The 15,087-nt window shown below is 52.6% G+C and carries 19 protein-coding genes; 6 read left to right on the plus strand and 13 right to left on the minus strand.

What is annotated here, in order from left to right:
• Positions 1–114 precede the first annotated feature (114 nt).
• Positions 115–504 (minus strand): hypothetical protein, encoded by a 390-nt coding sequence (locus LZ463_RS24530; RefSeq protein ID WP_241458939.1) that lies wholly within the window; start codon positions 502–504, stop codon positions 115–117.
• Positions 505–682: 178 nt separating this feature from the next.
• Here LZ463_RS24530 and LZ463_RS24535 point away from each other — a divergent pair, with 178 nt between their 5' ends.
• The 3 genes from LZ463_RS24535 (at position 683) to LZ463_RS24545 (ending at position 2,054) form a co-directional block, all read left to right on the plus strand.
• The gene (locus tag LZ463_RS24535) at positions 683–1,192 is read left to right on the plus strand and encodes a flavin reductase family protein (protein ID WP_241458940.1); all 510 of its coding nucleotides are present in this window, start codon (positions 683–685) and stop codon (positions 1,190–1,192) included.
• A 9-nt stretch (positions 1,193–1,201) separates the two neighbouring features.
• Positions 1,202–1,465, plus strand: coding sequence for a SemiSWEET transporter (locus tag LZ463_RS24540; protein ID WP_241458941.1), 264 nt, complete (start codon positions 1,202–1,204; stop codon positions 1,463–1,465).
• A gap of 70 nt (positions 1,466–1,535) precedes the next feature.
• Positions 1,536–2,054: a hypothetical protein gene (locus tag LZ463_RS24545; RefSeq protein WP_241458942.1), complete on the plus strand. Its 519-nt coding sequence runs from the start codon at positions 1,536–1,538 to the stop codon at positions 2,052–2,054.
• 71 nt (positions 2,055–2,125) lie between these two features.
• On the opposite strand, the gene LZ463_RS24550 is transcribed toward LZ463_RS24545, so the two are convergent.
• The 3 genes from LZ463_RS24550 to LZ463_RS24560 all read right to left on the minus strand — a co-directional run bounded on the left by LZ463_RS24550 (position 2,126) and on the right by LZ463_RS24560 (position 4,400).
• On the minus strand, positions 2,126–2,941 hold the full coding sequence (locus tag LZ463_RS24550) for a transglycosylase SLT domain-containing protein (RefSeq protein WP_241458943.1): 816 nt from the start codon (positions 2,939–2,941) through the stop codon (positions 2,126–2,128).
• 1 nt (position 2,942) lies between these two features.
• Positions 2,943–3,521 carry a hypothetical protein gene (locus tag LZ463_RS24555; RefSeq protein WP_241458944.1) on the minus strand — a complete coding sequence of 193 codons (579 nt, stop codon included), beginning with the start codon at positions 3,519–3,521 and terminating at the stop codon, positions 2,943–2,945.
• A gap of 390 nt (positions 3,522–3,911) precedes the next feature.
• Positions 3,912–4,400: a hypothetical protein gene (locus tag LZ463_RS24560; RefSeq protein ID WP_241458945.1), complete on the minus strand. Its 489-nt coding sequence runs from the start codon at positions 4,398–4,400 to the stop codon at positions 3,912–3,914.
• A 246-nt stretch (positions 4,401–4,646) separates the two neighbouring features.
• Between LZ463_RS24560 and LZ463_RS24565 the strand changes: the two genes are divergently transcribed.
• The 3 genes from LZ463_RS24565 to LZ463_RS24575 all read left to right on the plus strand — a co-directional run bounded on the left by LZ463_RS24565 (position 4,647) and on the right by LZ463_RS24575 (position 6,811).
• Positions 4,647–5,282, plus strand: coding sequence for an alpha/beta hydrolase family protein (locus LZ463_RS24565; RefSeq protein WP_241458946.1), 636 nt, complete (start codon positions 4,647–4,649; stop codon positions 5,280–5,282).
• A gap of 377 nt (positions 5,283–5,659) precedes the next feature.
• Positions 5,660–6,238, plus strand: coding sequence for a class I SAM-dependent methyltransferase (locus tag LZ463_RS24570; RefSeq protein WP_241458947.1), 579 nt, complete (start codon positions 5,660–5,662; stop codon positions 6,236–6,238).
• Between the two features lie 57 nt (positions 6,239–6,295).
• Positions 6,296–6,811: an SRPBCC family protein gene (locus LZ463_RS24575; RefSeq protein ID WP_241458948.1), complete on the plus strand. Its 516-nt coding sequence runs from the start codon at positions 6,296–6,298 to the stop codon at positions 6,809–6,811.
• Positions 6,812–6,875: 64 nt separating this feature from the next.
• Here LZ463_RS24575 and LZ463_RS24580 read toward each other — a convergent pair whose 3' ends face one another.
• From LZ463_RS24580 to pyk, 9 genes are all read right to left on the minus strand, one after another.
• Positions 6,876–7,127, minus strand: coding sequence for a hypothetical protein (locus LZ463_RS24580; protein ID WP_241458949.1), 252 nt, complete (start codon positions 7,125–7,127; stop codon positions 6,876–6,878).
• Positions 7,128–7,334: 207 nt separating this feature from the next.
• On the minus strand, positions 7,335–7,640 hold the full coding sequence (locus LZ463_RS24585; protein WP_241458950.1) for a hypothetical protein: 306 nt from the start codon (positions 7,638–7,640) through the stop codon (positions 7,335–7,337).
• Positions 7,641–7,804: 164 nt separating this feature from the next.
• On the minus strand, positions 7,805–8,341 hold the full coding sequence (locus LZ463_RS24590) for a tetratricopeptide repeat protein (RefSeq protein ID WP_241458951.1): 537 nt from the start codon (positions 8,339–8,341) through the stop codon (positions 7,805–7,807).
• On the minus strand, positions 8,334–9,374 hold the full coding sequence (locus tag LZ463_RS24595; RefSeq protein ID WP_241458952.1) for an L-threonylcarbamoyladenylate synthase: 1,041 nt from the start codon (positions 9,372–9,374) through the stop codon (positions 8,334–8,336). Before LZ463_RS24595 ends, LZ463_RS24590 begins: the two co-directional genes overlap by 8 nt.
• On the minus strand, positions 9,371–10,582 hold the full coding sequence (locus tag LZ463_RS24600; protein WP_241458953.1) for a 5-(carboxyamino)imidazole ribonucleotide synthase: 1,212 nt from the start codon (positions 10,580–10,582) through the stop codon (positions 9,371–9,373). The genes LZ463_RS24595 and LZ463_RS24600 overlap by 4 nt, the downstream gene beginning before the upstream one ends.
• Positions 10,583–10,803: 221 nt before the next feature.
• Positions 10,804–11,301 (minus strand): 5-(carboxyamino)imidazole ribonucleotide mutase, encoded by a 498-nt coding sequence (purE, locus tag LZ463_RS24605; RefSeq protein WP_241458998.1) that lies wholly within the window; start codon positions 11,299–11,301, stop codon positions 10,804–10,806.
• 2 nt (positions 11,302–11,303) lie between these two features.
• Positions 11,304–12,200, minus strand: a complete 897-nt coding sequence (locus LZ463_RS24610) for a phosphoribosylaminoimidazolesuccinocarboxamide synthase (protein WP_241458954.1) — start codon at positions 12,198–12,200, stop codon at positions 11,304–11,306.
• Between the two features lie 182 nt (positions 12,201–12,382).
• Positions 12,383–13,447: a class II fructose-bisphosphate aldolase gene (gene fba, locus LZ463_RS24615; protein ID WP_241458955.1), complete on the minus strand. Its 1,065-nt coding sequence runs from the start codon at positions 13,445–13,447 to the stop codon at positions 12,383–12,385.
• Between the two features lie 47 nt (positions 13,448–13,494).
• On the minus strand, positions 13,495–14,928 hold the full coding sequence (gene pyk / locus LZ463_RS24620; protein ID WP_241458956.1) for a pyruvate kinase: 1,434 nt from the start codon (positions 14,926–14,928) through the stop codon (positions 13,495–13,497).
• Positions 14,929–15,087 lie beyond the last annotated feature (159 nt).

A 15,087-nucleotide genomic window follows, 5' to 3' on the forward strand; every position in this document is an offset into this window, starting at 1 on the left:
ATCGCCCCAGCTGCGTTGCAACTCCTCTCCTAGGAGCCGCGTGCTAAAGTACGGTCTTCGTCGCATCGCCTTGCCGGGACAATTTTGCGTAAGTTCTACCTATAGGTATATCACTTACGGTGTCGAATTCTTGAACTTCTGTGGTTTCCACTCTTCAACCGGTGGTAATACCTTTTTACGTTCAGCGTCAGTCAAAATCCAGATTTTAGATACATCACCAAAACTGTCTTCCACATAGTTGATGATGACGTAGTTGCCAGTAATGTAAGTTGGCAGGACGAACAGATTTTCATCATCGTAAATGCGCAGGCCGGGCGCGACATTTCTGGCTTTGCCATCAATCAGTACGTCCGGATATTGCGACATGTTCAGGACTCCGCGCTTGGTATTAGGCGGGAAATTACGTTCCGACGGGATTTGCGCAAAACCAGGCAAACTTGTCGTTGCCAGCATGGTCAACACAAGCAGCAGCGTCACACGGCGTAAAGCCAGCAGCATAGACATACCTTTACACAATTAAATTCAAGGAAATCAACTACTTACCGTTGATATACCAAAAACCGGCAAGCCCGCAAGTTTAACACAGTCAGCGTCTTGCTAAAGCATAGCAGTGAAACTAGGCCGGACAAGCCGGAATGCAGCAAAATCTGGGATAATGACAAAAAAAGAACGATGGAAACCAATGCACACCCGCTCACCCCGCTCTGAACAGCGCGATTTTGATACCCGCCACTTCCGGGACGCCCTGTCACAATTTGCTACCGGCGTCACCGTCATTACCACCCGGCTGGAGAGCGGCACGTTCCTGGGTTTGACTGCCTCCTCCTTCAACTCTGTCTCGCTGGACCCGCCCCTGATACTCTGGAGCCTGGGCACCAGGGCCAACAGCCTGCCCGTTTTCACCGGCAATTCGCACTATGTTGTCAACGTACTATCAAGTGAGCAAGCCTGGCTGGCAGAACAATTTGCCAGCCGCAAGACCAACCGTTTTGAAGGTGTGGACTATACACTTTCGCGCACCGGTCACCCCATACTGACGGGCGCCTCGGCCTGGTTTGAATGCCATAACCGCAGCCGTTACCCGGAAGGCGATCACGTCATCTTTGTCGGCGAAGTGGAGCATTGTGAGTTCACCCCGCAGCCGCCTTTGGTCTTTCACTCTGGCCAGTTCCTGCTGCCACCCAATAAATAATTGCCTGCGATGAGTTTTCCACTGACTGTAGACCTGATCGGCTATCTTGCCGCCTGCCTGACGACAACCGCCTTCATTCCCCAGGCCTGGCTGACCTGGCGCCGCAAACGCGCAGAAGGCGTCTCCCTGGTCATGTACATCATCCTGGTCACTGGCGTGCTGCTCTGGCTGATCTATGGCCTGATGCTCAACGCCGCCCCCATCATTATCGCCAACCTGATTACCCTGGTGCTGGCGAGTTTTATTCTGGTGATGAAGGTGGTTTATAAATGATGGCCGTCAAGTACGCCAATAGCCTGATTGAATCTTGATGAGTCTTCAGTCAACTGATTCCAGGCATAAGTTGAATCTCACAAAGCATAAAGCTTACCCCACAATTGCCAGGCTGGCCTTGTGGGGCCTGGTTACTTCCGTGTTTATTATTGTGGTCTGTTTCAACTATTTGCGCCCCACGGAAATGCAAGTACACAAACACCTGATGAGTAATATTGCGTGGTCATTCTCAGAACCGCCACCTTCCTCTCCTGAGTTACTGGTTGAAGCTGTCGGGCAGTACAGTAAAGATATTCACTTTGCATTTGAGCGACATTTTCTGACAGACATCACGCCTTACAGGCAACTTGACATCGTTTATCAATATTCGGTACAACAGCCAGACTCAAACTGGCTGGATGTCAAGGCGGTAGTTGCCATTGGTGACGGATCACATCAATTGTCGAATGCTGAAATATTATGGTCACTGCACAGACAGGCATATGCGCATTTGAAAGACGAAGACCATCACTACTTTGAAGGTTTGTGGGCTCTTAAGAATAATATACGCCCAGGTGTACCCGCGTTCGAAGTCGATCTGGGCAGCTAGAGCAAGTTTTCTGGCGAAACACTCTCACTGACATCAATCAAGCCGCTGGTGGTGCGGCAATAAGACCGTCTTTATAGTGGTTTATTTGCCGTTTTCACCACAGGTTCTTGCGCCCGGTTCAACACGCGGCTCGACGGTGAATCGCTGCCCGTCAATGGTCCCAAAACAGTCGCACCTTCTGAAGTCGGTGCTTTGAGTGCAGACAGGGCGGACAAAATATCAGCCACAGTTTTTGGGGGCTCAGTCATGGGTTTTATGGCAGCAGGGCCTGTCTTTGCCGGTGTATCCGTTGCGGCAGGTTTGCTGGCTTTATCCGGTGGTGCAGCAGGTCCCGGACCATCCCAGACCTTGTTTGTCAGGTCTTTCTCATATTGCGTCGCATGCTTGTCCAGACGGGTCAGCAATTTATTGTATTCAGCAGGATTGGTATTCCAGGCCTTGTAGATATCACCGACATCGTCAGAACCGGCGACCTTCTTTTTATCCAGGTAGACGGCAATGCCATAAGAAACATTGGATGCAGTATTGAATCTGTCATAAGTACCTGCGACCTCATAACCACCTATGCGCTTGCTGCCGCTCAACCTTTCTGCTGTATCTTTTGCCGTGCTGTCGGTGATGGCAAACACACCGGATGCTGAAGACTTGCGCGAAGTCGTCGCTGCATCAGGATTAAAGCCGGATTCCACTTCAGCGAGCGCCAGCAGGTTGGCTGTATCCTTCTGTGACAGATTAGCCTTGCCAGCCTGCTGTACGATTTCTTTCTGTACTTCAAACTTCACATGCTCATTTGCATCGCCCCAGGCACGGCTGTCACCAAGGGACGTAGCCGTCAAGGGGTCGCCATTATGGCTGAAGTTGTGCGGTTTCCTGGGTTTGCCTGTCATGTCATTTCCCCTCGCGCTGCGTGCGCTTTACCGATACTTTTTCAATTTCAGTGAAACGTCCATTGTCATCCAGCACAAAACCGTATTTCTGATAGAAATTGCCGGGCAGTGCCCTGGGTTTGAAGTTTGTCGCCCCGAATTTTTCGCGGTCAGATCCGAGAAAAACACCAGTCTCAGAAAAATAATCCGCCCATTCGCAAACCTTGCAGTTACCGAGGTTGGTTGAACTCAGGACTACCTTGTTTTTGCTTTTTCCCTTTACACAGGCCAGTTGTGTAATCAGCGAACGGTCTTTCAGATAGTCTTCGTACAAATACAACTTTTCGGTGAACTTGCCCGTGCTGGTCAGGCGTAGCCTGACTTTTTGCAAAAAACAGGCTGCATCAAGGCGTTCGTCCGGCTTGCAATAAGTCTCGACGCTGACATCAAGTTCTTCGCAATGCAGGTTGGCCTGGGTGATATAGGCCGCTTCCTCGGCAGCTTCTTGTGCGTTGGCAGAGGCCGATAACAGGGAAAGACTTATCAGAATGCTGGCCACGGTCAACAAATGGACAATGCCAAACTGCGGTTTATTCCTCATATTTCGCCCATGCACAAGAGTTGATGGAGATATGGATATTTATTCTACAATAAATATTTTACTTTTGTTGTGATAAAAATATTGCCTTGTTGTAAGGGCCTGTTCTCGATCAGTCGCGAGTGAGCGTCATCGGGGACGTATTAATATATAGGACTTAGGCAAAATCGCCCCAGCTGCGTTGCAGCTCCTAGCCGTACTAATAAAGTAATGTCTTCGTCGCAGCGCCTTGTTGGGGCGATTTTGCGTAAGTCCCAATATAAAACGCAGTGCAAGGTAAGATCGTTAGCAGGCTCTGACATGGATTTACCAATAAGCTGGCGCTCTTCTTAAGACCTTGCCATTGCCTGTTCATGGTGGAAAACCATGCCAGCATCTGGCCATAACGGCAGGTCACACTTCATCGGCCCGTCGCACATAAACACCCAGCAAACCCAGCACGCCGAGCAGTACGCAAATGAGATGCAGATGCAGCAGCGGAATGATTTCATACAGCATATTCTCATTGCTGAACGGATGCAAAGGCCGGATATCAGCATGCATGATGCTGTCAAGCAGCACATGTGACCATGCACCAAGCAAGGCGCCAAGACTGACCTGCAATAAACTCAACTGCTGCCAGTGATAGAAATTGATTAACGAAAAACGTCTGGCACACCAGCGCGCCAGCAAAAACAGCAGGATCGTCAGCATCGCCATCAGGGGCGCACCTATATAAGTATGAAAGAAAGCATGCACAGGAAAACGCGCATGCATCAGGTTATAAAAAGATTCCACATCAATGAATACATTGACGGCTGCAAAAGACAAAAAACTGATGTGCCGTGGCGCTGCTGCCTTCAAGGCAGCACCAAGGCCGAAGTGAAAAGGGGTGACGGGCATATGGGCTGGTGTTAAGGTGCTTTACTTTTTATTCAGACTGCAAAACTGTTTTGTATTATGCACGGTAAAGATGGCGGAGACTGCCTTAAAATTTTAGTACAGTGACGAGCAACAACTTTGATCAAGGTGTCTGGTGTTAAGTGACGAGCGTACTATTACGCTGCATCAGGTTCAGGCTACGCAGACGGCATCAGTACCCAGGATGCTGCTGGTGAAGTGTATTTTCAGTCTTGTTGGAGTGTTTTTATGCATAGCGGTACCCGTCAGATTGTCTTTATCGATGGCGTTGGCGGCAAGCGCTACATGCGTGGCAAGTTTGTCCGCTATTTTGAACAGCGCGGCTACACCGTATTCTGCTTTGACTACAAGGTTGCATCACAATCCCTTGATGACATCAAGAAGGACCTGTATGTCTTTCTGTCAGCCGTAGGTGGCAAGGGAGCCTATCACGCAATAGGCTATTCCTTTGGCGGTGTACTGCTGCGCAGTCTCAATGCGCAGTTAAGAGAGCATCAGTTGCAGCCAGCACGCGCGGTCTTGCTCGCCTCCCCCTTGCGCGCCATGCGGCTCGCCAGCAGATTGCGTGACTGGAAAATCTACCAGGTCATGACGGGTGAATGCGGCCAGTTTGCGGCGGATGACGAGCGCATGAGCAAAGTCCCCTTGCTCGATATTCCCTGTGCGCACATCTATGGCACCTGGCCATGGCTGGGTGCTTTTGCTGTGTTCTTTGGATTTGGCTTTCCGCATGATGGCATGGTTGCGGCGGATGAGGCGGTGCCATCGCCGCAGGCACAAGCGATACCTGTTCCGGCTAGCCATGCATTTATCCCTTCGAATACTCACGCCTTGCAGGCAGTTGAGCAGTGGTTCAGCATGTAGGTGCGTTATAAAGCACCCGACCACTGACCAAAACCGTTCAGGAAAAAGATTTCCACCCAGATGTAAAGCTACTTGATAGGGATTCCATCCTCAGTGTACAGATACTTTACAGTCAAGCCTCAGTCAAAAAAACAAATACCCTTTAAAAACAGCGACTTAAAAAAGTCACTGCCGTGGCACGCCAATTGCAAAGTATGGATGGTGATTCCGGGATGTCGATGCACTCAGCGGCATACAGCCTATATCACCTTTACCCATACCATCCATATCAGAGGCGGCCCATGAACAGTAGCATCATTTCCAGTAGAACACCGGAGGACGGCGCACGAATTTATAGCGTTTTTTTTCTACGGTGCTACGACTTCTTGATTTACAAGGTGCTGGCACCTTATGTCTGGCGCTGCGGTGGCGAGCACTTCGCCGATCTGTACAGCCTCATGATGTCGCCAAATCATGCGGATATAGGAGTTGGCACCGGCTACTTTCTTGACCGCTGCGGCTACCTGCCCGGCGAGGTGCGCATAGGCTTATTTGATCTGCAGCAAAACTGCCTCGATTACACCGCCGCGAGGATAGACCGCTTTGAACCAGAAACTTACCGCTGCAATGCGCTTGAGCCAATCAAGACTACCGCTGCCCAATTTGATTCAATTGCGCTCGGGGGACTCTTGCATTGCATACCTGGCGACATGACGCAAAAAGGAGTGGTGTTTGACTCTATCAAACCACTGATGAAGCCTGGTGCAAAGGTATTTGGCTACACCATATTAAACCAGGGCATTCACAAAACCATGCTGAGCCGCCTCGTCTATTTTCTTCTGCATCAACTCAGGGTCATCAATGGTGCTCAGGATTCGGCGCAGCAGTTGAAGACAGAACTGAGCAAACGATACAAGGTCGTCGAAGTAAGGACTGTGGGCTGCATAGCATTATTTGCCGCCCATTCCCCCGTGTAAATGAAGCAGTGATTTTGAAGTTCAACAGTAGCTATTCAACATAAAGCGAGATAGATCATGACACAGCAAACCACCAGCAGCGCAGTGACCAGCATACGCATCGCTGCAAGCAAGGCCGATGTCTGGCAAAAAGTCGGCTTTTATGAGCACGTCAAAAAACAGGCTTCGTGGCTGCTCAGATTAAGCCTGCCTGTGCCGCAGGAGGTCGAAGGCAAGTACGCAGCAGTTGGTGATACCTGCCGCTGCAAATACAGCGATGGCGGTTACCTCACCAAAAGGATCACGAACATTGTCGATCAACACCGCATAGAGTTTGAGATTATCGAACAAAGCATACGCTACCAGCACACCATCAAGCTGCGGGGCGGCTATATAGAAGTGGAACAGCTTGACGGTGAGCACAGCATCGTCAATATGGTGACCTATTATGAAAACCGCATATTCCCCAGGCGCATTTCATCCTACTTCATAGAAAAAGTGATCAAGACCATGCATCAATTTGTGATTGGGGACATGCAATTGCAATTGGAAAATCGCGTGCAAGGGAATAGCGCTGGCATGGTGAATGGATGAGTGGGATGAGTGGTGTAGATTTTTTTGCACAGGTTAATCGCAATGGCTTGCATGACCAATCACATCACTCAAGAACGCGCCCATGGGAAGGATATTGGCCGGACAGTATTTCCTGATCAGTCAGTTCGCCGCCGTACCAGAGTACGACTTTGTACGCACCAGCGCCAAACGCCAGTTCACGAAAAGCCCGTCCCTCGACCTGGGTAAAGCCGCTTTCAGGCTTACCGAGCGGATGCATGACAATGATGGGAGACATGGCCAGAACAGAACGGGTTTTGACGCGTGCAACAAAGGCATTGACGACTTGCTCTGCCACGGTAAAATCAGCAAGTAGGGTGCGTTACAACGCACCAGTTTTGATGGTAAAACGAAGATAGTGGTGACAAAAAATCGGTGCGTTAAAACGCACCCTACTGGCTGTAGGAGCGGCTTCAGCCGCGAATAGTCTGTGCAGCACGTATGCGATGCAACGCACCAGTTGTGATAGTAAAACGAAAAAAGTGGCAATGCAAAAATCGACGCGTTATGACGCACACTGCTGGCTGTCCTTCCAATATTTGGGCGGGTCTTTTTTCAGCCAGGCCAGATTGCAAAGCGTTGCCAGCAGCCACGGTGCCAACAACCAGCCCTTGACGGACGGAGCGCCAAAAAAAGCAAAGGATACACCCAGGCATATCCAGGCAAGGCCCATCAGAATCGCCAATACACGAGCTACCCTGATCGCGGGTAATAGTGACCAACCCAGCAAAATAAGCGTCAGTGAGCACGCAAAGAAAATGCCTCCGCCACCACCACCTCCAAAAAAGCCGGACAACATGACGAATGCCATTGCAGCCGCTCCAGTAAGGATAGACACCAGAAGACGAAGAAAGACGTGAGCGATTGCATCAACCATAAAAGTTGTAGTGTGCGTTGTAACGCACCAGTTGTGATGGTAAAACGAAAAAAGTAGCAATACTAAATCGGTGCGTTAAAACGCACCCTGCTGTCTACCTAGCCGCCTGCTGCGCATGAAGTATCTTCAAGCATCGCATTCAAATCGTCCCTCAATTGCTCCACTTTTTCTGGCGAAGGTGCATGCGCTATGGCCAATTGTGCTGCTGCTTTTGCCTCTGTAAATCTACGCAGTGTGTATAGAATGTGAGCATTGGCAACGCCGTTCAGCCAATGGGTAGGAGCGGCGCGTAATGAAGGCTGTAGTGCGTCCAATGCTTCATTTTCGAGCCCCATTTTCAGCAAGTGCATTGCCAGAAAATATCTGCCTACGATGATGGCAATACCGCCTTCTTGTTCACCAGCACGCAATTGAAGGAATAGTGCTTTTTCATAGTGGAGCCGCGCTTTGTCGTTTCGGCCTGCCTGAGCATAAATGCCTGCCAACTGACCATGATAATCAGACGTGGCCCAATGATTTTGGTCAGCAACAGCGATGGCTTCTTCTGTTTTTTGTGTTGCAAGTCCCAGCTCGGCTTTTTCCCAATGAGCCAGGCCTTCCTGGGCTAGCTGGCTGGCTTTTTTCTGATCAGGCATTGTCAAGTAAGGCTTGTAATATATCCCGCGAATCAAACGCCGCGCGGCGCAGGCGGTCGTTCACGCCTTGCCAGTCTTTGTCTTGTGGCAGGGCTTCTACCAGGATCAGATCAGCGTTGGCATGGTCGAGTTCACGCAGGCCTGCATAGAGGTCGTGGGCGTAGCCTACCGGGTCGGCGGGCAGGTGGCGCCAAGCTTCTGCATGGATGGCAGGATGGGCCTGGTAGCTCATGAGGGCGAGCTTTTTGTTTTTGGCGTGCAGGCGGTTGACGGTGTCGTCGAGCTCGGCGGCTTCAACCAAAATCACTGGTGTATGCGGTGCATAGTGAGCATCCAGCGTGCCGGAAGCGCGTGGGGCGGCGGCGTCTGGTGCTGCGGGTGTTGTGCCCAGCACGGCGGCCATTTGGGCGACCGTGATATGGCCGGGGCGCAGCAGCACGGGGCCGTTGGTGGCGAGGCGGCTGAGGTCAACAATCGTCGATTCTATGCCGACATCGCTCTGGCCGCCGTCGAGTATGTGGGCAATGAGGCCGCCGGGTTGTATCTCTTGCTCGAATTCTTCTTCCACATGCGCTGCCATGGTGGGGCTGACGTGGCCGAATTTGTTGGCTGATGGTGCAGCGACACCACCTTTGCCGCCTTTGAAGGCGCGCAAGAGTTCTTGTGCGACGGGGTGCGATGGGCAGCGTATGCCCACGGTGTCTTGCCCGCCTGAGACTGCATCTGGGATATGGTCAGCACGCTTCAAGATCAGGGTCAGTGGGCCAGGCCAGAAGGCATCTATGAGCTGCTGCGCCTCTGCCGGGATGTCCTTGGCCCAATAGCTTATGTCAGCACCAGGGGCGACGTGGACGATGACGGGATGATTCGATGGTCTGCCCTTGGCGGCGTAGATGTTGGCGACTGCCTTAGGGTTCTCGGCATCAGCACCGAGACCATAGACGGTCTCAGTCGGGAAGGCGACCAGCAGCCCGCGTTCCAGTGCTTCTGCCGCTTCGGCAATGGCGCAGGGGGTACAGGCGACTGGCTTCATGCCCACTCCGGTGCAGCAATGCCGAGGATGGAGCAGGCTTTGCCGAGATTGCTCTGGGCTTCTGCCATGGTCGGCGCAGTGAAAGTAACGTGGCCCATCTTGCGGGCGCGGCGGGCTTCTGCCTTGCCGTACAGGTGCAGGTGGGCGCCCGGCAGGGCCAGTACCTTGTCCCATGCGGGTTCGCGCATGGTGTCGGTGTCGCCTTCATACCAGATGTCGCCGAGGATATTGAGCATGGCGGCTGGTGAATGCTGGCGCACGTCGCCCAGCGGCAATTGCGCCAGCGCACGCACCTGCTGCTCAAACTGGCTGGTGATGCAGGCGTCTATCGTGTAATGGCCGCTATTGTGCGGGCGCGGCGCCATTTCATTGACGACCAGGCTACCGTCTTTCAACACAAAAAATTCTATGCACAGCACGCCTACATAGCCCATCTCGGCAATGATGTGCAGTGCAGCCGCCTGCGCCTTGCTGGCGACATCTGCCGACACATGGGTGCTGGGGGCGATGGTGGTAAACAGGATGCCGTCACGGTGGACGTTTTCTGCAATCGGGTAAACGACTGCTTCACCATCAACACCACGGGCAACGAGGACGGACACTTCGTAGGCCAGTGACAGCATTTTTTCGAGCACGCAGGTCTGGCCGTTCATTCCTGCAAAGGCAGCGGCAAGTTCTGCGCGGTCACGCACACGGACCTGGCCTTTGCCGTCATAACCCATGCGCACGGTTTTCAAAATGCCGGGCAAGAGATCGTCGCTGACCTTGGCCACATCATCCTGACTGGTGATACCCCAATGCGGTGCCGGGTACACATGCGTGGTCGCGCCACAGCGGGTGAAGAAATGTTTTTCTGCAAGGCGGTCTTGCGCAATGGAGACGCAGGCAGCAGCCGGAGCGACAAAACTGGTTTGCGCCAGCAGCTTTAAACTTTCTGCCGGGACGTTTTCAAACTCGGTGGTGATGGCTTTGCTGGCCTTTGCCAGTGCCATCAGGCCGGGGTGGTTTTCATAGCCGGCCTGGATATGCTGGCCCACAACTTGCGCAGTGGGGCAGCCGGCTTCTGGCTCCAGCACGGCAACCTGGTAACCCATGGCTTGCGCGGCTTGTGCAAACATGCGGCCCAGTTGGCCACCACCCATGATGCCGAGGCAACTGGCGGGGGTGTTGGGTAGCAATGGCTGGCGTGGCTGTGGATGATTGTTCATGGTAGTGAATGTGTTCAAACTTGGCTTGTTTTTGCCGGGTGGGTGAGGCAAAGGTGGTACGGGTGTTGATGTGGCTTATCTTGTAGGTTGAAGCTGAGCGTAGATTGGGCCGGACCTCAATAAGCGTATACCTTATTTAAACGTCGAGTGTTGGGCTGATAAGGCGTAGCCCAACCTACGAGATTAACCCAACCTGCGAAGCCTGCCTCAAATAACGAAAACTAAACCGGCAACACCATATCGCGTGCAACTTGCGTTTGCTTTTCGCGGAACTCGATCAATCTGGCTGCCAATGCATTATCGGTCGTCGCCAACATCGCAATCGCGGCCAGCGCTGCATTGGCTGCGCCTGCCTCGCCTATTGCAAAGGTCGATACCGGTATGCCCTTGGGCATTTGCACGATGGACAGCAATGAATCTTCGCCACGCAGATATTTGGATGGCACAGGCACACCCAGTACCGGCACGATAGTCTTGGCGGCGATCATGCCTGGCAAATGGGCGGCACCACCGGCACCGGCGATGATGGCGCGCAGGCCACGCTCGCGGGCGGTTTCTGCATAGCTAAACATTTCATCGGGCATGCGGTGGGCAGAGACAACCTTGGCTTCAAAGCCTATGCCAAATTCCTTGAGGATGGCGACGGCGTTTTGCATGACATCCCAGTCTGAGGATGAGCCCATGACGACGCCGACGACAACTTTATTATTCGTAGTCATCATCAGTCCTTCAGGCTTTCACCAGTCAGGCGTTCCAGCGCTTCGCGGTATTTGGCGGCAGTTTTTTGCACGACTTCATCCGGCAGGGCTGGTGCTGGTGCCGTCTTTTTCCAGCTGGTGATGGTTTCTAGGTAATCACGCACAAACTGTTTGTCAAAAGACGGTGGCGAGATGCCGGTAGCATAAGAATCCGCAGGCCAGAAGCGGGAAGAATCGGCAGTCAACACTTCATCCATCAAATGCAGTACGCCATTGTCATCGAGGCCAAATTCAAACTTGGTGTCGGCGATGATGATGCCGCGGGTGGCGGCGTATTCTGCGGCTTCGGTGTAGAGCTGTATGCTGATGTCGCGGATTTTGGCGGCCAGTTCTGCGCCTATGCGTTGTTCGGTTTCTGCATAGCTGATGTTTTCGTCATGCTCACCCATTTCTGCCTTGGCAGCAGGGGTGAAGATAGGCGCTGGCAACTTGGCTGCCTGTGGCAAGCCTGCTGGCAATTGTATGCCGCAGATTGCGCCTGTCTCTTGATAATCTTTCCAGCCAGAGCCGATGATGTAGCCACGTACCACGGCTTCAACCATGATGGGTTTCAGGCGTTTGGCGACAACTGCACGGCCTTTGACTTGTGCCACTTCATCTGCTGCCACCACGGATTCTGGCGCGATGCCGGTCAGGTGGTTAGGCACGATGTGGCCGAGTTTTTCAAACCAGAAGTTTGCCATCTGGTTCAGCACGCGGCCTTTGTCAGGTATCGGTTCATTCATGATGACATCGAAGGCGGACAGGCGGTCGCTGGTGACGATGAGCAATTTGTCGTCGCCGACAGCGTAATTGTCACGTACCTTGCCACGGCCCAGCAAAGGCAGGGAATGCAGAGTGGAATTGATTTGCGTAGTCATGAGGGATTTCTTTATTTCGTCAGATAGGGTTTACACAAAATTGTTGATGAGTTGCTTGTTTGCCCCTTCCCCTTGAAGGGGAGGGAATATCACGGTGACTCACCGGACACGCACAAAACAATTTTGTCTAAACCCTGCAATCCGTCATTCTGGCAAACGCCAGAATGACGGCACAAACTACATTAATTTACGATCTGCGCCAAAGCGCCTTTCTTGTATTGCTCTGCCACTTTTTCCAAAGGCATAGGCTTGATTTTGCCTGCCTGTCCTTCGCAGCCGAAGGACAGATAACGTGCCTTGCAGACCAGCTTCGCTGCTTCGCGTGCTGGTTTCAAATAATCGCGTGGATCAAACTTGGATGGGTTCTCAAACATGTAGCGACGGATCGCGCCTGTCATCGCCAGACGGATGTCGGTGTCGATGTTGATCTTGCGCACGCCGTTCTGGATGCCGATGACGATTTCTTCCACAGGCACGCCATAGGTTTCTTTCATGTCGCCACCGAACTGACGGATTTCATCCAGCAGTTCTTGCGGTACAGAAGACGAACCGTGCATCACCAGGTGTGTGTTAGGTATACGTTGATGAATCTCTTTGATGCGGTCGATTGCCAGGATGTCACCGGTAGGCTTGCGTGAGAACTTGTAGGCACCGTGGGAAGTACCAATCGCAATCGCCAATGCGTCGCACTGTGTCTGCTTGACGAAGTCGGCAGCCTGCTGCACGTCAGTCAGCAATTGTTCGCGCGTCATTTTACCGTCGGCACCGTGGCCGTCTTCCTTGTCGCCCATCATGGTTTCGAGGGAACCGAGTACGCCCAGTTCCGCTTCTACCGTGACGCCGATGGAGTGGGCAAACTTGACCACTTCACGTGACACTTCGACATTGTATTCATAGCTGGCGACGCTCTTGCCATCCTCCATCAAAGAACCATCCATCATCACCGAAGTGAAGCCGGATTTGATGGCTGCCATACAGACTGCAGGCGACTGGCCATGGTCCTGATGCATGACGACAGGAATATGCGGGTAAGCTTCTACCGCCGCTTCGATCAGGTGACGCAGGAAGGCTTCGCCAGCATATTTGCGGGCACCGGCAGACGCCTGCATGATGACAGGTGCGCCCACTTCATCGGCGGCCTGCATGATGGCGGTGACTTGCTCCAGGTTGTTGACGTTGAAAGCTGGCAGACCGTAGCCGTTTTCGGCGGCGTGGTCCAGCAATTGACGCATGGATACGAGTGGCATAATTAACTCCAGATTGCTTTATAAAAAAATCTTTGTCCTTGCCATGTTCAGTTTTCACCTACTCTGACAATCTTCATGGCATTGGTGCCGCCCACCTGGCCCATGGGTTCACCCCAGGTGACGACGATCATGTCACCTTTGTCAACGACATCATGTTCCAGCAAGACGGTTTCAGCAGCCTTCAACACCACTTCGCGGTCGGCGGAGTAAGGCAGGTTGAAGGTCTGGACATTGCGGTACAGCGCCGCCTTGCGCTGGGTAGCCACACTCGGTGTCAGTGCAAACAGGGGCACATCAACACTGTGGCGGCTCATCCACAAGGCAGTGGAACCCGATTCTGTCAGGGCCACGATGGCTTTCACACCCAGATGGTGGGCTGTGAACAGCGCGCCATAGGCGATGGACTGGTCGATACGGGTAAAGGTCATATTCAAGAAGTCGGCATCGAGCTTGTTTTCCTGGAATTTTTCAGCTTCCAGGCAGATCAGCGACATCGCTTCCACGGTTTCTATCGGGTATTTGCCGGATGCCGTTTCTGCCGAAGTCATGACGGCATCCGTGCCGTCAAGTACCGCATTGGCCACGTCGGACACTTCAGCACGGGTAGGCACGGCATTGACGATCATGGATTCCATCATCTGGGTGGCTGTAATGGCGACCTTGTTGGAAGCACGCGCCATCTTGATCATGCGTTTTTGCAGGGCAGGTACGGCAGCATTGCCAACTTCCACAGCCAGATCGCCACGGGCAACCATGATACCGTCGGATGCATCCAGTATCTCTTGCAGCAGCGGTATCGCCTCTGCACGTTCTATCTTGGCGATCATCATGGGCTTGTGGTTATAAGGCTCACCCGCGATATTCGAGAGTTGCCTTGCCATTTCCATGTCAGTTGCATTTTTGGGGAAAGACACGGCCACATAATCGGCCTGAAAAGACATCGCGGTCTTGATATCTTCCATGTCCTTGCCGGTCAGCGCCGGTGCTGTCAGGCCACCGCCCTGGCGATTGATGCCCTTGTTGTTCGAGAGTTCGCCACCTATTTTTGTGACAGTATGGATTTCATTGCCGACGACTTTTTCAACGACGAGCACGATGAGGCCGTCATTCAACAACAGCAGATCGCCAGTTTTAACATCACGTGGCAAGGCTTTGTAATCAAGTCCGACACGTTCCTGGTTGCCCAGCGTGCAGTCTGCATCGAGAATGAACTTGTCACCGTTGTCGAGATTGATGCGGGAATTTTCAAATTTGCCGATGCGGATTTTAGGGCCCTGCAAATCAGCCATGATGGCGATTTCGCGGCCACACTCTGCTGCTGCCTGGCGCACCATGGTGGCCCGGTCTATATGATCCTGCGCCTTGCCATGCGAAAAGTTCAACCTCACCACATTCACCCCGGCATGGATCATACGCTTGAGCGTAGCCAGGTCATTGGAAGCGGGGCCTATGGTAGCAACAATCTTGGTGGCACGTGACATCTGGTCTCCTGAAAATAGATATTATTTGCGAGCGTTGCCTAAGCTACTGCGCGACACAATTTTGAGCCTGCGATGCTCGTCGTACTCAAGTACGACTGCGCTTCCGCAGTTCAAATTCGTCAAACTAGTGTCGCTCGCTACACTTATGCAACGCTCACA

It is taken from the genome of Undibacterium paludis, from assembly GCF_022568815.1.
GTDB lineage: Bacteria > Pseudomonadota > Gammaproteobacteria > Burkholderiales > Burkholderiaceae_D > Undibacterium.